The organism is Bradyrhizobium sp. Ken51 (assembly GCF_055807435.1).
In genome coordinates, this window is the sequence record NZ_JBVVPB010000012.1 from 23,188 (window position 1) to 44,777 (window position 21,590).

Genomic DNA, 21,590 nt, shown 5'->3' on the forward strand with positions numbered 1-21,590 from the left:
CACATTGGGCGGTCAAAATTAGATCATGATTACAGAGACTTAGCTCAAATTTTCGGCGATCTATTGCGGGGGAGGCGATATCCGGTTAAGGGTTTGTTTGGTGCGGCGCCGCAAATTGCGCGCAATTCGGGGGCACACCCCCGGCCAATCCCTCAAACCCAAAGACGCTATCGCGCTACTCAAACAGTGTGCGCGTGCTTGGCTGGTCTTTGGCACTGACAGGAATGACGCGAGATGAATGTAACGCAGCTCGACATTTCCCGACGCACGATCGCGGTGGCCGCAGCCCTCATCGGGACGGTCTCGCTCGTGATCGGCGCCCATGCTGCCCTCAACATGCGGGCGCTCGATGCCGCCAAGGCCGTTTCGACCGACCAGGTCACCGGCTCGATCGGCCAGGCCTCGCGTCTCGCCCTCGTCATCGGCAATGGACATTACCCCGACGCCACCGCGCCGCTGACGCAGTCGATCAACGACGCCCGCGCGCTGTCCTCGTCGCTGCGCAAGAACGGTTTTGACGTCGACATGGTGGAAGACGCGACCAAGGACGACATGGTCCGCGCGGTCAATCGCCTGAAGTCCCGGATCAAGCGCGACACCGTCGTCATGCTGTTCTTCGGCGGCTACGGAGTGCAGGCCGGCCGCGAGAGCTACATGCTGCCGGTCGATGCCGCGATCTGGAAGGAAAACGACGTCCGCCGCCAGGGCATCTCCATCGAGGGCGTTCTCGACATGATGAAGGAGCAGGGCGCCAAGGCCAAGCTCGTCGTGGTCGACGCCTCCCGCCGCAACCCCTACGAGCGCCGTTTCCGGTCCTACAGCCACGGCCTCGCGCCGATCAGCGCGACCGACAATGCGCTGATCCTCTCCTCGGCTTCGCCCGGCAAGGTCGTCGACGACGGCAAGGGCGAGCACAGCGTGCTGGTCAGCGAGTTCCTCAACAACCTCAATGCGCAGGGCAGCGCCGAGAGCGTCTTCAACAAGACCCGCCTTGCCATCTCCCGCGCCAGCGAAGGCGACCAGGTCCCGTCCGTCTCTTCCTCGCTGCTCGAGGACGTCCATTTCGGCGAAGCCGGCGGCTAGTTTTTCTTAGCGCTGGTAGGGTGGATTAGCGAAGCGTAATCCACCACCTCTCTCTCGTCAGCGTGGAAAGCAAATAGGTGGATTACGCCTTCGGCTAATCCACCCTACGACCTACGTGCTCAGCGCACATCTGCAATCACATCGTCATTGCGAGCGCAGCGAAGAAATCCAGAATCTTCCCGCGGAAAGATCCTGGATTGCTTCGTCGCTTTGCTCCTCGCAATGACGATCGTAGAGATTACTTCGCCGCTTCCGCGGCCATCACGGTGCGCACCGGATCGCCTTCGCGCAGCAGCGCGCCGGCGCGGGCGACGACGATATCGCCTTCATTGAGGCCGTCGCGGATCTCGATATTGCCGCCCGACATCAGCCCGACCTCGACACGCTTGGTCTCGACGCGGTTGCGGCGGATCACCTGCACGACGGTGCCGGCGGAGGAATATTGCACCGAGGTCAGCGGCACCGCGACGTTGCAGCTCTGCCCGGACTTGATCAGCGCGCGGCCGCTCGCATTCAGCAACAGCCGCTTCTGTGAGGAAATGCCGATATAGACCATGCCCTGCTGGATGTTCGGCTCGACCGTCGGGCCGATGCGGCGCACCTTGCCGTCGATATCGCCGGCGCCGGCGATGCGCACGGTCGCCACCTGGTTGACCGCGAGCTTGCGCATATCGCTGGTCGCGACCAGGGCGACGAGATCGTACTCGCTGCGCGCCACGATCGTGAACAGCGCCTCGCCTTTGGCGGAGGCGAGGTTGCCGATCTGCGCGGTCGACGTCGCGATCACACCCGCCACGGGCGCGGTGACCTGAAGCGTGCCGCCCTCGGGCAGCGCCAGCCGCGCCAGCACTTGGCCTGCGGCGGCGGTGTCGCCGGCTTCCGCCAGCACCTCCGTCACCTTCAGGCCGGGCCGCTCCGGCCGCACCGAGCTTGCCTCGCGCGCGATGATGGTGCCGGTGCCCTCGACGATGTCGGAGAAACAGGATTTTGCGACCTTCAGCACCGTGACCGCCGGCCCCTTGGGCGCGTCGTCATCGGCGGCGGCAGCGGGCTGGGCGGACAGCAACAGCAGTCCGGTGAGCGCAACGAGATGTCTGGAAACAGAACGCGCAGGCAATGAACGCATGGGTCATTCCGGTTGGGGCCTTGACGGCCTCATCGTTAGCAGAAGCAATTGCGGCGGACCATGGGCCGGCCGGATGAGAATGCCGCAGCAGCACGGGCGGCGCGATGCCGCCCGTTGAATTAGTCGCCGCACAAGCAAAGAGGTTCGCCGGTGGTCGCCGCCCAATCAACTCGTCATGCCCGGCCCGGCCATGACGACGAGGAGGTATCGGCCCCCTCACGGCAGGCTCAAGAACTCCACCCAGTTCGGCTTCTTGCCGGTGGCGTAGGATTTCAGCTTGGTCAGCGCGCCGCTGCTTTGGTCGATGGCATAGACGGTCATGCTGTCGGAGAGCTCGCCGACCGCGGCGAGATAGCGCCCGCCGGGATCGATATGAAAGCCGCGCGGTTGCTTCTCGGTCGGCACGCTGCCGATCGTGGTCAGCTTGCCGGTTGTCGCATCGATCTTGTAGGCGGTGAGCGTGCTGGTGGTGCGCTCGGAGGCGTAGAGGAAACGGCCGTCGGGGGTGACGTGGATGTCGGCGGCCCAGGGCTTTCCCGAAAAGCCTTCCGGCAGCGCGGTGGTGCGCTGGATCTCGTCCAATGCGCCGCCTTTCGCCTCATAGGCGAACGCCGCGACGTCGCCGTTCAGTTCGTGGAGGAGGTAGATGAACTTGCCGTTGGGGTGGAACACGAAATGCCGAGGCCCCGATTTCTCCGGCACCTTGTGAGCCGGCGGATCGCTCGGCGTGAGCGTACCGGTCGTGGCATCGAACGTGAAGGCCAGGATCTGGTCGGAGCCGAGATTGGTCGCGAACGCGAAGCGGTTGTCGGGCGAGGGCAGGACGGCGTGCGCGTTCAGCCCGGTCGGGATCACCTGCTTCGGCTCGCCCACGACGCCGTTGGCAAGCAGCGGATTCAGCGCGACCTTGTTGCCGCCATAGGAGGCGCTGAGCAGGAATTTGCCGCCGCGGTCGAAGGCGATATAGGCCATGCTGTCGGCGAGCGGGCCGTTGCCGATATGGCTGAGCTGGCCCGTCTTCGGATCGATCGCAAAGCTCACCGCGAGAAACGGCTGCGAGCGAACGCCGGCGATCAGCACGCGATGATCGGGCGTGATCGCGAGCGGCGTCGAGGAGCCGGGCTTTTCGACGCCGGTGAAGGCGGCCGTCTGCACGGGCGTCATCTCGCCGCTCTCGGCCATCTTGAACACGCTGATGTCGTTGCTGTCGGCGTTGCCGATGTAGGCGAAGGTGTCGGCCATGCCGGCGCGGACTCCAGAAATGAGGGTGAGGAAAGCAAGCGTGGTGGCGATCGCGGCGCGGGGTACGCCGGATGCGATGCGTCGGGTCGGTCTCAACATGGGGTCCCTCCTGGATGCCGGTGCGGCATTTGTCGTTTTGCCGGCGAGGATAGCGGCAGCCGCCCCGCCGCACCAAATTCCAATTGGGATCGATCGATGCCGAAATGGTATCGGTCGGACGTCTAGCGGATTGCCGCCGTGCGGGAGGGCAGATGGGGCCCCGGCGGGGTGTCGGGCGGCCCGAGCACGGTCCACACGGTGACCGCGAGCAGCGCGCAGGTCAGGATCGTCCAGGCGACGAGTCGTTTCCGCATCAGGCCGAATCCGTCAGTCATATGGATGAGAATGCTCCCCGGGGGCGGCGCGCCTGGCGATCGTGCACTGCAAATCGCGGCGATCCTATGAACTCGTTCACAGGCGAAGCGAACCAATGCCGCGCGAGCGCATTGAACCGGCATGCCCCGTGAAAACGATCTTGAAGGTAAGCCCGACATGGGCGGCAAGCATGGCGGTCAGGCCGGCCAGCCCAAGTCGCCGCCGCGCCCGCGTCAGGGCGAGCGCGATGAGGACGTCGTGGCAAAGCGCCACACCGGCCAAACCGATCCCAACTCCGCGCCGACCAAACCAAAATAGCACCTCGCCCGGGCCGCCCGCGCATTGGGAACGGCAACCTCGCCTTGCCGTTACCCTGATCCCGCGGGCGGAGCAGATCGAAACGGAGGCTGGCACGTGTTTTGGATTTATTGGAACACCGCCTGGTCGCTGATCATCAGCGGCATCATGTTCGCCACCATCGTCGCCCATCCCGACTCCGAGTTCGTCGAGATCCACGCGGCCAAGCAAGTGAAGTGAACCCACGCCGGCCGCTTCAACGGCGCATCATCGCATGCTGCGCCGAGCCCGGGGACATCAGAAGTCAAAATTTCAAGTCATGCTGCCGGGCATGAAGCAGCGAATCATGGCGCGGCCGTTGATGTAGTACGGCCAGACCATGGTGCGGCCGGCGCGGTTCGGCTCGGTGATCACGGTGTCGTCGGGTACCTCGATCCAGTCGCCCAGAAGTCGGACGCGATAATGTCCATCTCTCGTGTCCCAGTCGACATCGTCCAGCGCCGTGCCGTCGGCGTCGGCACAGCAGGGACCGCCGCCCTTGCTGCGCAGGCTCTCGAACCAGCCCTTGAGGGGAGAGTTCGCGTAGCGACCGTCGTCGCGGGCCTGCACGGATGGGCCGATCATGGCAGCAACCGCTACGAGAGTGATCATCCTGAATGCCGGGATCGCCATATCGCCTCGCTCGATCTCGTGCGCGCACGAGCGCAGACGAACAGCCGCCCGCTGCACGTGACACAATGCCGGCTGGCGCCCGCCGATCGGGTTCCAGCCGTCTCAGCGGGGCAACCGCGAGGGTCGATGTTTGATCCTATTTTCAAGGGCGCGAACTCATCGGTGCCACGAGTCCGCGCCCTGCTTCAGCTCTCACCCGGCAAGCGGTCAGTAGTCCCAGAACACCGGCACCCAACGAAAGGCGTCGCCGTCGGCTGCCACGCGGCCCAGGGACGGGAACGGCAGGTGCGTCGCCACCAGCATCTCGCCGGTCTCGGCAAGCTGTCGCAACAGACGGATGCGAACGCGCACCGCTTCCTCGGGGTCGTGCTCGAAACCGTTGTGCCAGTCGGGTTGTTCGAACCCGACGGCAAACACGGCATCACCGGCGAATGTCAGCGCGTCGTCGCCGGCCGCCATGCGAACCACGCTGTGTCCGGGGGTGTGACCGCCGGTGCGACGGGCGACGACGCCAGGCGCAATCTCGTGCTCGTCATCGAACAGCCGCAGCTGAGGGCCGTACTCCTTCAGGAACTGCTTGGCGGTCGATCGAAGCGCGTCCGGAAACCCTTCCGGCATGGCGGTGCGGGAGAAATCAGGCTGTTCCCAGAACTTGACCTCGGCGGCGGCGACGTGGATCCGCAGGTCCTTGCGCAGCTGCTCCTTCACGCCGTCGACCAGCAGGCCGCCAATGTGGTCCATGTGCAGATGGGTCAGCACCAGATCGGTCACCGCCGCGAGATCGATGCCGGCGACCGCCAGTCGCCTGATCAACTGCCCGGCGCGCGGCAAGTTCAGGTTCGGGTCCGAGCCCAGTCCGGCGTCGATGAGGATGGTCTTGCCGGCGCTGCGGACCATGACGGCGTTCAGTGCCCAGTCGAAAGCGTCCTGCGGCAGGAACATGTCGTGCAGCCAGGTCGCCCGCACCGCCGGGTCGGCGTTGTGCGCGAGCATCTTGGTCGGCAGCGGCAGCACGCCGTCGCTGACCACCAGCACGTCGATCTCGCCGATCTTCAGCGCGTAGCGCGACGGAACGAGCTCTTCGGGTCCCGACGACACGGGAAATGAGGTGTTGTGCAGATTCATGTTGGTCTTCCTGTTCGAGGGTTGAGGCTTCCGGCTGGTCCTGTTGAACGGGCTGCGCCGCCGGGGGAGAGCGCGGCCGTGATCGCTTGGTGGGTTAGAGGCTGGTCACCCGTTCCGGATCGGCCGACGCGAGCGCCAGGGCGCGCTCCGCCTTCGGCGGATAGATCCAGACGGTGTTGATCTCACGCTTGGTCTTCTTGGCGACGTCGCCGACCAGCTCGACCTTGCGCTCCCATCCGCGTGTGAACAGCGCGCCGGCTTCGCCGAGGTCGAGGCAGGTGACGTAGGCCTTCTGGTGATAGGGCCTGGTCGGAACGCCGAGCAATTCGGCCGCGGCATTGTTGCCGGCAAAGGCGCCCATCCGCGTGGCGTGCTGGCACGACATCAGTGCGTAATTGCCCTCGTCGTCGCAGGCGGCGCGTGCTGCGTCGCCGGCCGCGAAGACACCCTGAACGCCTGGCACCTGCAAGCAGCGATCGACCAGCAACCGTCCGAAATTGTCGCGCTCGGCGGGAATCTGCGCGGTCAGAGGCGCCGCACGAATGCCCGCTGCCCAGATCACCGTCTCGGTTTCGATGTGTTCACCGCTGGACAGGGTGACGCCGGCCGCGTCGAGCGCGGCGACGCCGGCGCCGAGCCATGTCTCTACGCCAACCTTGCGCAGGGCTTCCTCGATGACGGGGCGGGGGCCAGCGCCCATGTCGGGTGCGATCGCAGTGTTGCGCTCGACGATGACGACGCGAGTCTTGGCGTCGGTGCCCAGGATTTCGCGCAGCCGCGTCGGCATTTCGGTGGCCGCTTCGATCCCGGTGAAGCCGCCGCCGGCGACGACGACCGTGTCGCGTCCGTTCGCGGCGGGCCGCTTCGCGAGGCCATGCAGATGCTTGTCGAGCGCAACGGCATCGTCGAGCGAATCGACGCTGAAGCCGTGCTCGGCGAGGCCCGGAATGTTCGGACGGAACAGCCGGCTGCCGGTGGTCACGACGAGGCGGTCGTAGGACAGCGTCTTGCGCGGGCCTTTCGCGGGCGTGATCTGCACCGTTCTGGCCTCGGTGTTGATCGTCTCGGCGCTACCCTGGATGTAATCGACGTCGATCGCCTCGAGGACGTCGAGCAGCGGGGCCGTCAGGGTTTCCGGCTTCGACTCGTAGAGTCGCGGACGGACCACCAGCGTCGGCTCCGGTGAGACGAGCGCGATCTGCAGATCCTGCGGCGAGGCGCCCCTGATGTCGCGCAGCCGGGCTGCGGAAAGGGCGGCGTACATGCCGGCGAAGCCGGCCCCGATGATGACGAGTCGCATGGATTTTCTCCTTGGTTGCTGTTCGAAAGACCGCGCGCGACCGCGCTGCTGCGTGGAGGGCAGCGTCCGGCGTCGGCGCGTGGGGTGGGTTGGATCGCTGGCCTTAGGGCGCGATGCAGCGTGCCTGCAGCGAATTCGGTCGCTGGCCGTAACCTAGGACGACGGGCTGAAGCTCATTTCGACCCCAGTCCTGATAGGGAAGACCGGGGCCATTGCGGATCATGATGGAAACGGGCGGCTGTGCCGGGTGCATGGTGTAGGCCGGAATTTCCACTTCTTCGCCGGTCGCCGACGTGAAGCGAACGGCCAGCGAGAGTCCGTACAAGGTCGCGGTCGCGAGGCTTCGTTGGCGTGATGAGATCAACCGTCGGCTGACGGAGTTTTTCCAGGTCATCTTTGGTCTCCCTCGATTGGTCTGGACATGGAGACGATGTAGCTGACCCGATTTGCCGTTGCCCCAGCGCGATTGCCGTCGCTGTCGAGAGATTGCTGCTAACGCATGCGCCTGCGCCAATCGCTCGGCGTCTCGCCCGTCAGCTTCTTGAATGCCGCGGCGAAGGCGGTCTGCGAGGAGTAGCCAAGCGCGGCGGCGACCGAGACGATCGATTCGTCGCTCTCCCGCAGCATCTTCATGGCCTGCTCGAGCCGGTGCTGGCGCAGCCAGGCATGCGGCGACAGCCCGGTGCTCTCCTTGAAGGACCGGCAGAAATGAAAGCGCGACAGACCGGCATCGGATGCCAGCGCATCGAGCGAGACGTCCGCTTCGCCATCGGAGCGCAATCGTTCGATCGCACGGAGCAGGACCTTCGGCGCCAGCCCGCCCATGGTCGGCTGGAACGTGCTCGGCGATCCCGCATGCGCAGCCAAAAGGCGCGTGGCCAGAAGATCCGTGAGCTGATGCCGGAACAGCGTATCAAGCACGCCATGGCCCGCCAGCGAATCCGCCGCGCTCAGGAGCAGTCGGGACGTGATTGTGTCGGGATGCGCTGTTCGCTCCATCAATTCGGCGGGCCCGGCGGTCCCGGCCTCGCCGGCGACGCGCTGCAGCGTTGCGTCCGGAAGGTAAAGCTGCACGACGTCGACGGGCTTCGGAATGTCCCATCGGGAGCTCGACCCTTCCGGAACGATGTTCACGACCCCCGGACGAAACGTGCCGATTGCGATCGATTTTCCCGACCGCCGCTCCATGCGTTGCATCACGCCTTTATGCGCCATGATCACGTGGTGGCGCATGGGCTCGACGACGTCGTGCAGCGCATCATGCTTCCAGTGCGCGATACCGGCACCGGAGGAGTCGAGCGCCATGCGCAACGGCTCGGTCCTGAGCACGCGCGCCATCTCCGCGTCGGCGGCGCGCCGCTCGCACGTCGAGCGGTCGTCAGGCTGTGCGTCGGGTGCGGGCGGCAAGCCCTTGTGCGAGGGATTGCGCATGAGTGCGGTGTTCCCGGTCATGGTGTGGCGCCTCCTGATCAGCTCGGGGTTTCGATCAGTCGTCCCGTGTTTGTACGGAACGGCGCGTGTTCTAGGCGCCGCGATTGCCGGGCGTATTTCCTGAACCCGCCATGCTTTGTCTGATCCTGCTCCAAGCCGGCCGGCGCTTTCGCGAACGCACGGCGGGCGGGAGTGGAGGGAAATGCTTTATGCCAAAGCGTGCGGCAGTGCGCGGCTAAGCCGCCACTGCCTGTGCCAGCAACAGCTGCTTCAGTTTCGCCGCCGGCACGGCAGGGCTGAACAGCCAGCCCTGCATCTGGCTGCATCCGAGCTGGAGCAGCACTTCGCGCTGGGCTTCGGTCTCGACGCCTTCCGCGGTCGTCGCCATGTGACGGGCGGCGGCCATGTGCACCACCGCCTGCACGATCGGCGACGAATCCTCGGACTGGCCGATGTCGCTGATGAAGCTGCGGTCGATCTTGATCTTGTCGAACGGGAAACGATGCAGGTAGCTCAGCGACGAATAGCCGGTGCCGAAATCGTCCAGCGCGATGCGCACGCCGAGCTCGCGCAGCTGCTGCAGGATCGTCAGCGCCTCCTGGTCGTCGCGGATCAGGACGGTCTCGGTGATCTCGAGCTCGAGCCGTCCGGGCGCGAGACCCGACTCGGCGAGCGCGGCGGCGACCTTCAGCGCCAGCGTCCGCGAGCGGAACTGCACCGGTGAGACGTTGACCGCGATCTGGATCTGGCCGGGCCAGGAGGCTGCCTCGAGGCAGGCCTGCCTCAGCACCCATTCGCCGATCTCGCCGATCAATCCGGTCTCTTCCGCGACCGGGATGAAGTCGGCGGGCGAGACCATGCCGCGCTCCGGATGGTGCCAGCGCAGCAGCGCTTCGCAGCCGGTGACGACATTGGCCGCGAGATCGACCAGCGGCTGGTAGTGCACCTCGAACTCGCCGCGGGGCAGCGCCTGCCGCAGATCGAACTCAAGCTGGCGGCGCAGCCGCGCCTTGGCGTCGTATTCGGGCGCGAAGACGCGGAAGGTGCGGCGGCCCTCGGATTTCGCCGCATACATCGCGAGATCCGCGCGCTTGAGCAGATCGTCGAGATTGTCGCCGTGGTCGGGCGCGATCGCGATGCCGATGCTGGCACCGGTCGGGATTTCCTGGCCATTGTAGTTTACGGGCGCGCGCAGCGCCTTCAGGATCTGCTCGGCCAGCGCCGTCAGCTCGGCCTCATCGCGGGTGCCGGCCTTGACGATGGCGAATTCGTCGCCGCCCAACCGTGCCACCATGTCGTTGCCGCTGATGCAGGCTCGCAGGCGGTTCGCGACCTGGCGCAGCAGCTCGTCGCCGACCTCGTGTCCCAGCGAATCGTTGACGCCCTTGAACTCGTCGACGTCGATATAGAGGATCGCGAACGGCTTGCCCTGGGCAAGCTCCGCGACGCGCCGCTCCAGATGGCCGCGCATCAGCACGCGGTTGGGCAGGTCGGTCAGCGCGTCGTAATGCGCCATATGCGCGATGCGCTCGTCGGCGCGAATGCGCTCGGTGACGTCGTCATGGGTCGCGAGCCAGCCGCCGGCGGCGCCGGGCTGGTTCTTGATCTCGATCAGGCGGCCATCGGAGGTCTCGACGATCGTACTCTGCGTCTGCCCGGCATTGCCCAAAATGCCGTCGCAATAGGAATCGACGTCGCCGTGGAACGAGCCCGTGTCGTGGCGATGCTGGATCACGTCGCGGAAATACGCGCCGGGCTTCACCACGTCGGCCGATAGTCCGTACATCTCGATGTAGCGCCGGTTGCAGACGATCAGTCGCTCATCCTGGTCGAACATCAGGAGGCCCTGCGTCATCGTGTTCATCGCGGTGTCGAGCTGCTGCTTCTCCACGGCGAGCCTGCGCGTCATCAGTCGGAAGATCAAATAGAGCGTCAGCACGAGCAGGCCGATCGACAGCACGGCGACGGTCACGAAGAATTTCGTTTGGGTGTGCCATGTCGCCAGCGTCGCATCCAGCGACTTGGTCGCGACCACCACCAGCGGCTCGCCGGTCAGGAGGCGAGCGGCGACGATGCGGTCCTTGCCGTCGATCGGGCTTGCGAGCTGGGTCGTGACGAAGGTGCGCTCGAACACCGCCATCTGCTCGCGCGTGCCGTTGCGGAAGTTCTGCCCGATCATCGCGTCGACGTGCGGAATGCGCGCGAGCAACTGGCCGTTCTGGTGGTGCATCGCGATCGAGGATTCCTCGCCGAGCCCGCTCGAGGCGAAGAAGGATTCGAGCTGGTCCGGCGTGATCGCGCGCGAGACCAGCCCAAGGAATTCGCCGTGGGGGCCGGAGACGCGGCGCGCGAACACGATCGCCGGTCCGCTGCCCAACCGTCCGGGCACCACCTCGACCTCTTCCTGCGAAGCCGGATCGTTCTTGAGGCGATTGAAATAGCCGCGGTCGGCGACCGAGACATCGGCGACCGGCCAGCGCCGCGACGAGTTGATCAGCACGCCCTTGGCGTCGAACACATTGGCGCCGGCAACGTCCGACCAGCCGCTGGCTTTGGCGCGCAGCACCTCGTGCACGGCGAGCGTGCCCATCTCGCTGCGGAAGACGTCGGCGGATTCGATGCCGTGGCTTTCGAGCTCGGCGATGATGCTCTTCTGCAGCACCGCGAAGTCTTCGAACTCGCGGTCGAAATGGCGGGCAAGCAACCGGACCGCGCTCTCCAGGCTGTCGCGGCCGCCTTCGATGGCATTCTGCCGGAAGCGGTCGACGGTGAGCGCGGTGCCGATCGCCATTGCGGCCATTAGCACGAAACCGCCTGCGATCAGCCATGTCAGTGGCGCGCCGCGCCAACGGCGCAGCGACGCGCGCATGCGCGCGCTCCACCGGATCGATGTGCCCATGCAGCCCTCCCGTGGGATGCAAGATGCAGCAAAACTGACAAGAGCCAGTTACCAGCGAGGGTTAGGAAAGCATGAATCGGAACGGAATCAGAGGGTTGGTTCCCTCAGCGTCGGATCTCCCATCTCAGCGCTTCTGCATTTGCCTTCGCGAACATCGCCGGCACGTCGAAGGTCCCGGTCTTGAGATCATAGCGGCAGCGCCAGTCGGCCAATCCCTTCACGGCGACGTTCTTCGGGTGCTTGTCCATTTCGCCTGACAGCGAGATCACGAGGTAACGGTTGTCGGGCCAGTGCACGCCGAGCCCGCGATAGGCCTCTTCGGTGCCTTTTACGAGATTGGCCGAGATGTGGTAGTCGAGCTTCATCTTCCTTGTGTCCGGCCGGCTGTGGAAATAGGCCCAGGCCAAATCGCTGAGCGAGGTCTTCGTCGCGCTGACGAAGGCGCCCTTCTCGACATGATAGAGATAGAGATCCTGCTCGCCGGAACCGGTCTTCTGCATCCGGAGCAGCCATTGCGAGTCGGGCGTGAAGCGGAATCTGGCCCCGTAGCCCTGCTCGGGCTTCAGCTCCGTCATCTGTTCACCACGCCTCGCCCAAACCTGCCATTTGACTTCGAAATCTCCGCCGTCCTTCATGTACTGCTCAATCCTGGTGGCGCCGTCGGGCGAGGTGAAGGCGAGATCGGCATTGTCGGTGAGGATGTACTCCGGCGGCGGGCTGGAAGCGGCGAGCCCCGGAGTTGCGGCCAGTGTGAGGGCAAGCACGAGCCCAACAGGCCATTGTGCGGGACGGAAAAATGCGTTCACGGACAATTCCCAAGAAAATGCCGCGATGCGGCCTTGAGCATTTGACACCGGCGGGGGTGCGTCGGTTCATCCCCGTGCCGGCTCATCATCCTATCGACCGTCTTGCTGCCGTGGCCAAAACGGCGCAACTTGCCGGCTAGATTGATTTGCAAGGTTCTTCCTGATCAAGGTTCGTTTCCGATGGTGACCGCATCCAAGGCCTTCATTGCATTCTGTCTGCTCGCGGTGGGCGGTGCCGTGCTGGTGGTCGGCCCCAACGAGCTGCGTCGCCTGCTGCCGAACGGGGCGAAGACCGACAGCGTGGTCGCCGCCAAGCCGGAGGCCAAGGTCGAACCCAAGGTTGAGGCCAAGGTTGAGGCCAAGGTCGAACCCAAACCGGAACTCAAGCCGGAAGAGCCCAAGCTCGCCGCAAACGCGCCGCCGGCGCCGGCCGCGTCCCCCGCCCCTGAGCCGAAGGCCGGTGCGCTGGCCGAGACGCAAAAGCAGGTCACGGCTGCACTTGCCGATCTCGCACCGGTCAAGCCGCCGCCGGCGGTTGCCGATACCGGCCCCCGTTTCGATGTCGCCCGCGTCGACGATCACGGCGAGGCGGCGGTGATCGCGGGCCGGGCGACGCCGGGCGCCAAGGTCGAGCTGTTGCGCGACGGCAAGCCGCTCGACACGGTGGTGGCGGATGCCTCGGGCCAGTTCGTGATGATGCCGCCGCAGCTTCCCGCCGGTTCCTATGAGCTGACCCTGCGGGCGAAATCGCCTGACGGCACCGTTACGCAATCCGGCCGCAGCATGCCGGTGACGATCGCCGAAGCCGCGCCGCCCCCCGCGCGCCCTGCACCGGTCGCGAGGCAAGAGGCGAAACAGGAGGCCAAACAAGAGGCGAAGGCCGACAAGCCTGACGACAAGTCGGACGTCGTGGCATCGGTATCGGACAGGCCCGCGGCCCGGCCCCGAGTGATGGGCGCAGCGAAACCCAGGGTGATGGCGCGGGCTCCCGCGGCCACGACCGTTGCATCGGCCTCACCGGCGGAAATCGTCGGCGGTGCACCGGCGGAAGCAGGCGGCAGCCGGGTGATCTCCCGCGGCGACAGCCTGTGGGCGCTCAGCCGGCTCGCTTATGGCGACGGCGCCCGCTTTGCCGTGATCTACAACGCCAACCGCGCCAAGATTCACAATCCCAATCTGATCTATCCCGGCCAGACCTTCGTGGTGCCGCAGAAGACGGAGTGACACCGCATCGGCTCTGCCGGTGCGCGTTGCGACGCTTTGCCCTGTGCGCTTCCGGAACATTTGGTTCCCTCGCGCGTCGTTGTGATGCGACGCGATGCGCGCTTGGCGCCGGAGGAGGGCCAAGGTGGACAGGTCAGTGGTCAAGTCGAGATCACGCTTGGGGCTGGCGCTATCAGGCGCAACCCTCGTGATTCTGGCGGCGCTGTTGCCAGGTCGGGCCGAGGCGCAGTTCGGCTTCCGCGGCGGCCCGCTCGGTGTCGCGCGCTTTGCCGTCGGCCACATGATCGGCATGTCGCGCCTGCGCCATGCCCGGATGGCGGTGCGGGGCGGCCGATATCGCTCCGCAGCGTTGAGGTCGCAAGATCCTCGCGGTGTTGAACGAGGGCAGCCTGCCAATCCCTACGTCATGCGTGCCGCGATGACGGCGCAGGCCGCGCTGTCGGGCTGGCATGGCGGCCGCCGTCCGCAGGGCTGGTGGCGCCACCCCGACGGCAGCTACGGCTGGGTAGGCCCGGTGTTCTGGCCGTTCGCGCATGACGATCTCACCACCGCAATCATCCTCGGCGATGCGACCAGCCTCTCGCTCTATGGCTATGGCGACATCTATGCCGCGATCTTCGCGCCCTATGCGGCCACCGAGCTTGCCGCCTACACCGCGCCGCACGGCCGGCGCGGACGGCGAGTCCCGACCGCGGAGACGGTCTGCGATGCTAGCGACACTGGCGGCCTGCCGGTCGATCGCATCGCCGCTGCCCTGCAGCCGAATGAATTGCAGCGCGTCGCGCTCGACGAGCTCGCGACCGCATGGCTATCTGCGCGCGACACCATCCGCGCCGCCTGTCCAACGCAGGTCCCGGCGACGGCCATGGAGCGCCTCGGCCTGATGCGCGAGCGCATCGAGGCCATGATCAAGGCAACGGACGCCGTCGCGCCGCCGCTCGCAAAATTCGTTGATCTTCTCGACGACGACCAGAAGGCCAAGCTCGATGGCTTGGCCAACGATCGCCGCGCCGCGCTCGCAGCGATCCAGCAAAAGAATCCCCAGGCGACATCGGCCTGCCAGGCGAATAGCGATCCCCGCTACGACGAGAAGCTGCAGCGCCAATACGAGCAGCTCATTCAGCAGCAATGGCCCGCGGCCGAGATCGCCTCAACGCTCAAGCTCGACGACACCGGCCGCGCCCGCCTCGACGTGCTCCAGGACACCACGCTGCGCACCATGGAAACGCTGAGCGCCTGTCCATCACAGGCAGCACCGACACCGCAGGCCCGTCTTTCCGCTGTAAAGGTGCGGCTCGAGACGATGCTGCAAGCCGTGAACGGCGTCAGCGACGCGCTCGACGATTTCGAGGCCGATCTGAGCGACGAGCAGAAGGCGGGGTTCGAGGCGATGGGGTCGAAGCGCGGGGTGTAATCACCCGCAGGCCCAGTCGAACTTCATGTCCTTGCAGGCGGAAAATGTCGCGGCTCGGCACGCGGCCGACGATCGTCTCTATCCGGACTTTCGCTTCGATGCGGAGGCGATCGTTAGTCGCGAGGACGAGAGATGTGGTTCGTGGGGATGCTGCCATCCTGCCGGTGTTTTGCCCGACGAGTCAAACCGCTTCCGGCCATTTTCGGCACCCGCGTAACCCATTGATCTTGCAGCCCCCGGCTACTGTGCATGGGGTTGTTTTCGTACTTTTTTGTTTGGGCTACCCTCTTCGCCTTGCCGCCGCGGCGGCATCCACTACGTTCTCCACCTCCTCGCGCCACGACAGAATCTCCATCGCGAGCACGGGGTGGTTAAAACCCTTGAGCACGAGATCGTCGAGCGCGCGGGCTTCGACCCAGGGCTCGACCATGCCGTAGACGCGGCGGCTGACGACGACCTGGCCGGCCTTGGCTTCGTCGCAGAGGCGGGAGGAGAGATTGGTGACGCTGCCGATCGCGGCATATTCGAGCCGCTGCTCGAAGCCGATCTGGCCGAGCGTGGCGTAGCCCATGGCGACACCGACGCCGAAGCCGAGCGAATGGCCGCGGTTCTTCCACTTCTCGGTCAATTGGCCAATGACATCGCGCATCTCGACCGCCATCTTCACCGCGCGCTTGGTGTGGTCGGCGAATTGAATCGGCGCGTTGAACAGGATCATCACGCCGTCGCCGGCAAAGCGGTCGAGCGTGCCTTCATAGCGGTGGATCAGCTCGCCAAGCGCGGCGTGATATTCGCGCAGCACATTCATCGCCTCCTCCGGCTCGGTCGCCTCCGTGAACGAGGTGAAGCCGCGCAAATCGCAGAACACGACGGTGACCTCGCGGCGGTGGCTGTCGAGCAGCGCGTCGTGGCCGTCGGACGAGGCGATCAGCTGCGCGACCTGCGGCGCGAGGAAACGTTCGAGCCGCTTGATGCGGCCGATCTCGCCCAACTGTTTCTCGACCCGCTCTTCCAGCGAGCGGTTCCAGTTGCGCAGCTGCTCGGTCTGCTCCTGAAGCTTCGCGGCCTGCTGCTGCACGGTTTCGTGCGCAGCCGCGAGCTCGCGGCCCTTGTGGTCGACCTCGGTGAACAGCCGCGCATTGCGCATCGCCAGCACGGCCTGGTTGGCGAAGGTGCGCATCAGGCCGATGATGCTTGGGGCGAACTCGCCGCTGGCGCGGCGCAGCACCACCAGCGAGCCGAGCGTGCCCTGCTGGTCCACCAGCGGCACCACCAGCACCGAATGGAAGCCGGCATCGATCGCGACGTCGCGCAGCGGCTGCTCGGAGGCCTGGTCGAGATCGGCAATCACGATCGGCTCGCCGCTCCCGGCCGCATCGCTCAGGATATTCTCGCCTTCGTCGATGGTGACATGGGCGCCGTCGGCGGATTTGTCGATGCCGTTGGCCTCGACCAGATTGAACCGGCGCGCCTGCGCGTCATAGCCGTAGATCAGCACGGCGTCGGCATGGGTGATCTCGATCGCGCGCGCGGCGATCGTCGGCAGCACGGCGTTGAGATCGAGCGAGGCGGCGACCGCGCGGCCGACCTCCTCCAGCACCTTGAGCTCGTTGATCGACTGCGCGAGATCGCGGGTGCGCTCCTCGACCTTGGTCTCCAGGTCCGAATAGGTCTCCTGGATCTGGCCGGCCATGCGATTGAACTGGCCGGCGAGATCTTCCAGCTCGTCCGAGGTGTGCACCTCGATGCGATGGCTGAAATCGCCCTCGCCAAGCTTGTGCGCGCCGTCACGCAGCGCGGTGATCGGAATGATCATGCGGCGCGCCAGAAGCGTGCCGGCAAGGATCGCGACCAGCAGGCCCATGCCGATCAGCAGCGCGATGCGCACCAGCTGATCGCGGATCGGCATCAGGGCCTGTGTGGCCGGCTGCTCGAACATCACGCTCCAGCCGAGCTTCGGCACGGTGCTCGCCGCGCTCATCACCGCATGGCCGTTGAAGTCGGTGCCCGAACTGTCGGGTTCGTGGCCCGGTGCGACCGCGGCCGCAACCTGCGGCAGCTTCGAGAGGTCCTTGCCGATCTCGGGCCCTTTCGAGGACGTCGCCAGCACGCGGCCGCGCGGATCGACCACATAGGCGAAGGCCGCCTTGCCGACCTGGGTGTCGGAGAGGTACTCGGAGAGAAAGCTGAGATCGAGCTCGGCCACGGTGACGCCGGCGTTGAAGCCGGAATGCGCCACCGAGATCGACATGAACGGCGTTCGGTCGGAGAACCAGGCCGGCGCGTAGCTGACGCCGCGGGTGACGGTGTCGGTGAAGCGCATGTCGCGGGAGAGGTCGGCATTGCTGCCGGTCGTGGTCGACTGACGCGAGACGCGGAGCACCTCGCGGCCGTCGCCGTTGAGCTGGAACAGCTGGTTGACGACCGAGACCTGGTGCAGCAGCTGGGCGTAGTCGGCGCGGCGCTTCTCGAGCGTGTCCTGGCTCGCCCGCGTCACCCAGCTGATCTGGCGCTCGAGCTCCGAGATCGACTGCTCGATCCGCCGCGCGGCAGCCTGCGCCTTGTCCTCGAGACCGTCGGTCAGCTGGGTCTTGGTGGCGCGGTAGGAGATCCAGGTCTCCATCGCGCCGTTGACGGCGAGCACGAACACGACGAGGCCGACGAGAGAGACGACGTATTTGGCGAACAGACCCTCGCGCAGAAACCGTGTCTTGTCGTTCGCTCCTGCCATCCCGATCCTCTCGCGCCGCCATCGGCGCCGGCGCTACGGGCCGTACGGACCCTGCGAGCCTTCTAGCACAATTTGGTCCAAGGGACTGTGAAGGGACTGGTCGGGGCCGCGTGACCGGCCGGGGTTACCCGCTGTGGACGTTGGGGCAGGCGGAAGGATGGTGAATTGTCGGAGTCTCATCCGTTTGGGGGAAGCCGCGGCCGGGCCAGCCGAGGTAAGGGGATGGCTTGGCAAGGGAGGGCTTGGAGTCCAGCGCTTTGGTCCTGCAATCATCGATTAAAGAGCTGCCGCAGCACGTCATTCATCGGCTGGCTGTCCTGCTGCGCCGCCGGCGGGTCCTCCAGGCCGGGGGACGCCGGCGAGGCTTGCGGCATCAATGTGGATGGCGCTGCAGGCAGGCTGCGGCTGCGGCCGGTGGCAGTGCCGGTGCCGGGGGCGCTCCCAGTGGCCGTCCCAGTGCCGTTTCCCGCGCCACTGGAAAGTCCCTGCTGGATCAAATTGCCGAGCGCCTCGCCCAGGGGGCCGCCGAGCAAATTGTTCTGTCCCGGCTGCTGGGTTTGCGGATTGGCATTGCCGGCCGCATTGCCGCCACCTGGCGCGGTGGTCCCTCCGAGACCAAGGCTGCCCAAGATGTTGCCGAGCCCGGCCCCGTCAGCGCCGAACAGTCCCTTGCCCATTTCGCGCAGCTTGGCATAGGCGGCGTCCGGATTGTCCAGCATGCCGGCCATGTCGGGATAGATCCGCGGCTGCGACCAGGTGCCCTGGATCATCACAGGAATGCCGAAGCCGACCGGCTCGGCGGCGCGGCCCTGGCCCTCGGTCGTCATCACCAGCTTCGGCTCGACACGAAAGCCCATCATCTTGGTGTCGAGGGCGATCGTGCCGGCGCCGGTCACGCGGACCAGCGGTCCGGTCAAATTGAGATCAGTGGTCACCGCCTGGCCCTTGTCGATCCGGAACGACGCCGAGAGCTGCGACAAATCCGTGCTCTGCTCCCGACTGTTGTCCTGGTTTGCCTGCCAGCCGGACAGCGTGCCCGAGGTCAGCGAGCGGATCATCTGTGCGACGTTGATGCCGCGAATGGCGCCGTCCTGGAAATTGACGAAGGCGGTGCCCTGCATGTTCGCCATCAGCGCGCGCTGGCTGGTGCCGGCGCTGCGCAGCGCGAGCTTGGCCTGCAGCTTGCCGTCGATCCGGTCGAATTCGGCAAGGCCCTGCAGCAGCGGCAGCGCCCGCACGCCGGCGAGGTCGGAATGCATGGCAAAGCTCGGCGCGCCGCTGGTCGCATCCAGGATCAATTCGCCCGTGACCTGGCCGCCATAGGCGCCGAGATTGGCGCTGCCGGCCTTCAGCACGCCGCCGGCGAGCTTTGCATCGACCGCCAGCGGCGCGAGGCGTGCATCGCCGATCACCGCCTCGTGCGCGGAGATCCTGATTTGCGCATCGACATAGTTGAGCCCGGACACGTCGATCGGCGCATCGCTCCAGGGCTGCCCGGACGCGCCTTCCGGCGATTTCGCCAGCGGGATCGCGAGCCGCTGGAAGTCGAGATCGACCTTGACCAGAGGCTTGCTCGCGATATCGACCGAGGCCCAGCCGTTGAACGCACCATCGCCGAGCGTGCCGCTCACGCCGTTGATCATCACCACATCGCCGCTCAGCCGCATCTCGGCATGACCTGCGAGCCGGGACTTCAGCACGTCCGGCATGTCGATGGCGAAATCCACCGGAATGGTCGGCCGGTCGGCCGGCGGCGCCGGCGTGGTGGCCTTGATGTCGAACTTGGTCGGATGCTCGCCGACCCGTGCGGTGCCGGTGATGTTGATCTTGCGGTCGCGGCCGACGATCGCATCGGCATTGATGGCGCTGATGCGGTTCTCGACGCGATCCCGCACGCGTGCGAATGCGACCTCGCCATCGGTGACCTTGATGCGATCGATGGCGGCGCCATCGGTATCGAGCGCGATCGGCTTCGACGTGCCGCCGGCATTCGGCAGGCGCTCGCGCAGCAGTGGCTGGTAGAACACGGGATGGGTGACGACGAGTTCGCTGATCTTCGGGCGGCCCGACCAGACGCTCGAGAGCGACATGTCGGCCTGCACGCTGTCGATGGTCAGGCGCGTGATGCCGCTGCGGTCCTTGGGGTCGGCAAGCGTGAGGTCGTTCAGCGTCACGTTCAGCGTCGGCCACAGGCTGATTCGGGTCGTGCCGTCGATCGACAGGCGATAACCGGTCGCGCTCTCGACCCGCGAGGCAATCGTCGATGTCAGGAAGCCCGAGGGGATCCCGACCACCAGCAGGAGTGCGATCACGATGACGACGGCGGCCACCGCCGCGCCGGCGAATTTCACGGCTCTCATGTCGACTTTCCAGCGGCGAACGATCGGCGTCGAATCCGGCACATGACCGTCATTTGCACCGTCCTTTGCGCCTGAGTTTATCCCGGGACGGGAAGCGGCTCCAAGTACGTAAAAATAGTCTGGGGGTGCTGCAAAGTTATGTGACTTATGGCACACTTCCCCGGCGCGGTTTTACGCGATCCTGATGTCGATGGTTCCAAGCGATTTGCCAACCAAATTCACAAGGACATTGAAATGAGCAAGCAGGCCGAATTTGCGGTCATCCTCAAGATGAATGCGATGTTCGCCGATCTCGGCGCAGACGAGCTCCAGCGGCTGGCGAATCTCTGCCACACCCAGCATCTGGGGAACGGCGAGGTGCTATTCCAGAAGGGCGACGCGGGCGATGCGCTGTTCGGCGTGCGCCGAGGCCAGGTCCGCATCGAAACCGGCGCCTCCGACGGCAGCCGGCTGACGCTGAACTTCATGGGGCCCGGCGACCTGTTCGGGGAAGTTGCGGTGCTGGACGGCCAGAGCCGCACTGCGGACGCGACCGCGGGCGAAGCCAGCGAGCTGTTCGTGCTGCGGCGCGAAGACTTTCTGGCGTTCCTCGAACGCGAGCCGAAGGTCGGGATCAAGATCATCGCGCTGCTGTGCCAGCGCATCCGCTGGCAGAGCGAACGCATGGAAGAGTCCATGCTCCAGCCACTGCCGGTTCGCCTCGCGCGGCGCCTCTGCGCGCTCGCCGCCGATTTCGGCTCGGAGGTGCACATCTCGCAGGAGCAACTTGGCGTCTTCGTCGGCGCCGCCCGCGAGAGCGTCAACCGCCAGCTTCAGGCCTGGCGCAAGGAAGCGATCCTCGATCTCCAGCGCGGCCGCATCCTGCTGCGGAACATGACCAAGCTGACGGCGATCGCGCGCAACGAGTAGGAGTTAGGTGATCGGGAGTCTGCGCCGGCGGACGCGATCCCGGTCGATGGTAGTGATGCTGCCCTGTATCTCATCCTCGGTCAGGGCGGATAAAACCTCTGCCAGTCGGGTTCGGACGCCCGCCTCTGTCCAGTCGCCGCCTCGGAACAGAATGAGGCCGGGGCTATCGTTGCCCGCGGTTGCAATGAGGCGAGGGTAGTCGAGGTCTGCCGTGACGACCGTGCGCACCTCCCTCCTGGCGCGATCGATGATCTCGACATCGCTCGCGGCATGAAGGCCTATCTCAGAGGCGTGGACGGCATCATGCCCCCTCTCTGTCAGCCAGTGTGACAACACCGGCGAGAGCGGCATATCGACGAGAAATTTCACTTCGCTGGGGCGGCGGGATGCAGCTCGACGGCTTCGTCCTCTGCGAGGAAAGCCGCGTAGCGCAACGCCTCATCGATATCTTCGCGTTCGAGATACGGGTAGTCGTTCAAAACGGATTCGCGAGTTTCACCGGCTGCCAGCAGGCCGAGGAGCCGTGCGACCGGAAACCGCAACCCGCGAATGCAGGGCTTGCCGGTGCAAATGGCCGGGTCGATCGTGATACGCGATAAAGTCATGCGAGTAACATA

The 21,590-nt window shown here is 65.8% G+C and carries 20 protein-coding genes; 6 read left to right on the top strand and 14 right to left on the bottom strand.

Translation table 11 applies throughout. The features are described 5' to 3' along the window. Positions 1–234: 234 nt before the first annotated feature. Positions 235–1,083 carry a caspase family protein gene (locus AC0L27_RS20665; RefSeq protein ID WP_275174404.1) on the top strand — a complete coding sequence of 283 codons (849 nt, stop codon included), beginning with the start codon at positions 235–237 and terminating at the stop codon, positions 1,081–1,083. Between the two features lie 238 nt (positions 1,084–1,321). On the opposite strand, the gene AC0L27_RS20670 is transcribed toward AC0L27_RS20665, so the two are convergent. The 3 genes from AC0L27_RS20670 to AC0L27_RS20680 form a co-directional block, all read right to left on the bottom strand. Next, the gene (locus AC0L27_RS20670) at positions 1,322–2,209 is read right to left on the bottom strand and encodes an efflux RND transporter periplasmic adaptor subunit (RefSeq protein ID WP_473320172.1); all 888 of its coding nucleotides are present in this window, start codon (positions 2,207–2,209) and stop codon (positions 1,322–1,324) included. Positions 2,210–2,425: 216 nt separating this feature from the next. Next, positions 2,426–3,550, bottom strand: coding sequence for a lactonase family protein (locus tag AC0L27_RS20675; RefSeq protein ID WP_354210699.1), 1,125 nt, complete (start codon positions 3,548–3,550; stop codon positions 2,426–2,428). A gap of 122 nt (positions 3,551–3,672) precedes the next feature. Further along, positions 3,673–3,804: a hypothetical protein gene (locus tag AC0L27_RS20680; protein WP_354063270.1), complete on the bottom strand. Its 132-nt coding sequence runs from the start codon at positions 3,802–3,804 to the stop codon at positions 3,673–3,675. A 142-nt stretch (positions 3,805–3,946) separates the two neighbouring features. On the opposite strand from AC0L27_RS20680, the gene AC0L27_RS20685 reads away from it, so the two are divergent. Together AC0L27_RS20685 and AC0L27_RS20690 are read left to right on the top strand one after the other, a co-directional pair. Further along, a complete protein-coding gene (locus AC0L27_RS20685; protein WP_157642977.1) occupies positions 3,947–4,123 on the top strand; it encodes a hypothetical protein in 177 nt (58 codons plus the stop codon). A gap of 96 nt (positions 4,124–4,219) precedes the next feature. Beyond that, positions 4,220–4,342, top strand: coding sequence for a hypothetical protein (locus AC0L27_RS20690; protein WP_354063273.1), 123 nt, complete (start codon positions 4,220–4,222; stop codon positions 4,340–4,342). A gap of 72 nt (positions 4,343–4,414) precedes the next feature. Here AC0L27_RS20690 and AC0L27_RS20695 read toward each other — a convergent pair whose 3' ends face one another. The 7 genes from AC0L27_RS20695 to AC0L27_RS20725 all read right to left on the bottom strand — a co-directional run bounded on the left by AC0L27_RS20695 (position 4,415) and on the right by AC0L27_RS20725 (position 12,335). Continuing rightward, complete coding sequence (locus AC0L27_RS20695) at positions 4,415–4,774, bottom strand: hypothetical protein (protein ID WP_473320174.1); 360 nt, start codon at positions 4,772–4,774, stop codon at positions 4,415–4,417. Positions 4,775–4,981: 207 nt separating this feature from the next. Further along, positions 4,982–5,899 (bottom strand): MBL fold metallo-hydrolase, encoded by a 918-nt coding sequence (locus AC0L27_RS20700; RefSeq protein WP_354210697.1) that lies wholly within the window; start codon positions 5,897–5,899, stop codon positions 4,982–4,984. Between the two features lie 94 nt (positions 5,900–5,993). Beyond that, positions 5,994–7,199 (bottom strand): NAD(P)/FAD-dependent oxidoreductase, encoded by a 1,206-nt coding sequence (locus tag AC0L27_RS20705; protein WP_354210696.1) that lies wholly within the window; start codon positions 7,197–7,199, stop codon positions 5,994–5,996. A 103-nt stretch (positions 7,200–7,302) separates the two neighbouring features. Then, the gene (locus AC0L27_RS20710; RefSeq protein WP_354210695.1) at positions 7,303–7,593 is read right to left on the bottom strand and encodes a hypothetical protein; all 291 of its coding nucleotides are present in this window, start codon (positions 7,591–7,593) and stop codon (positions 7,303–7,305) included. Between the two features lie 98 nt (positions 7,594–7,691). Further along, positions 7,692–8,651 carry a helix-turn-helix domain-containing protein gene (locus tag AC0L27_RS20715; RefSeq protein ID WP_354210694.1) on the bottom strand — a complete coding sequence of 320 codons (960 nt, stop codon included), beginning with the start codon at positions 8,649–8,651 and terminating at the stop codon, positions 7,692–7,694. A 214-nt stretch (positions 8,652–8,865) separates the two neighbouring features. Continuing rightward, on the bottom strand, positions 8,866–11,529 hold the full coding sequence (locus tag AC0L27_RS20720) for a bifunctional diguanylate cyclase/phosphodiesterase (RefSeq protein ID WP_354063283.1): 2,664 nt from the start codon (positions 11,527–11,529) through the stop codon (positions 8,866–8,868). Positions 11,530–11,633: 104 nt separating this feature from the next. Further along, positions 11,634–12,335: a hypothetical protein gene (locus AC0L27_RS20725; protein ID WP_354210693.1), complete on the bottom strand. Its 702-nt coding sequence runs from the start codon at positions 12,333–12,335 to the stop codon at positions 11,634–11,636. 180 nt (positions 12,336–12,515) lie between these two features. Between AC0L27_RS20725 and AC0L27_RS20730 the strand changes: the two genes are divergently transcribed. Both AC0L27_RS20730 and AC0L27_RS20735 read left to right on the top strand, forming a co-directional pair. Beyond that, positions 12,516–13,559, top strand: a complete 1,044-nt coding sequence (locus tag AC0L27_RS20730; protein WP_354210692.1) for a LysM peptidoglycan-binding domain-containing protein — start codon at positions 12,516–12,518, stop codon at positions 13,557–13,559. 94 nt (positions 13,560–13,653) lie between these two features. Next, positions 13,654–14,973 carry a Spy/CpxP family protein refolding chaperone gene (locus tag AC0L27_RS20735; protein WP_354210691.1) on the top strand — a complete coding sequence of 440 codons (1,320 nt, stop codon included), beginning with the start codon at positions 13,654–13,656 and terminating at the stop codon, positions 14,971–14,973. Positions 14,974–15,253: 280 nt separating this feature from the next. Here AC0L27_RS20735 and AC0L27_RS20740 read toward each other — a convergent pair whose 3' ends face one another. After that, entirely contained in the window at positions 15,254–17,704 is a 2,451-nt protein-coding gene (locus AC0L27_RS20740; protein ID WP_275174389.1) for an adenylate/guanylate cyclase domain-containing protein, read from the bottom strand. 269 nt (positions 17,705–17,973) lie between these two features. Further along, entirely contained in the window at positions 17,974–20,064 is a 2,091-nt protein-coding gene (locus tag AC0L27_RS20745) for an AsmA family protein (protein ID WP_354210690.1), read from the bottom strand. A gap of 234 nt (positions 20,065–20,298) precedes the next feature. On the opposite strand from AC0L27_RS20745, the gene AC0L27_RS20750 reads away from it, so the two are divergent. Continuing rightward, positions 20,299–20,973 carry a Crp/Fnr family transcriptional regulator gene (locus AC0L27_RS20750; protein WP_007599026.1) on the top strand — a complete coding sequence of 225 codons (675 nt, stop codon included), beginning with the start codon at positions 20,299–20,301 and terminating at the stop codon, positions 20,971–20,973. 3 nt (positions 20,974–20,976) lie between these two features. On the opposite strand, the gene AC0L27_RS20755 is transcribed toward AC0L27_RS20750, so the two are convergent. Together AC0L27_RS20755 and AC0L27_RS20760 are read right to left on the bottom strand one after the other, a co-directional pair. Beyond that, entirely contained in the window at positions 20,977–21,342 is a 366-nt protein-coding gene (locus AC0L27_RS20755) for a DUF5615 family PIN-like protein (protein ID WP_354210689.1), read from the bottom strand. After that, positions 21,339–21,578 (bottom strand): DUF433 domain-containing protein, encoded by a 240-nt coding sequence (locus tag AC0L27_RS20760; RefSeq protein ID WP_354210688.1) that lies wholly within the window; start codon positions 21,576–21,578, stop codon positions 21,339–21,341. Before AC0L27_RS20760 ends, AC0L27_RS20755 begins: the two co-directional genes overlap by 4 nt. Between the last annotated feature and the right edge of the window lie 12 nt (positions 21,579–21,590).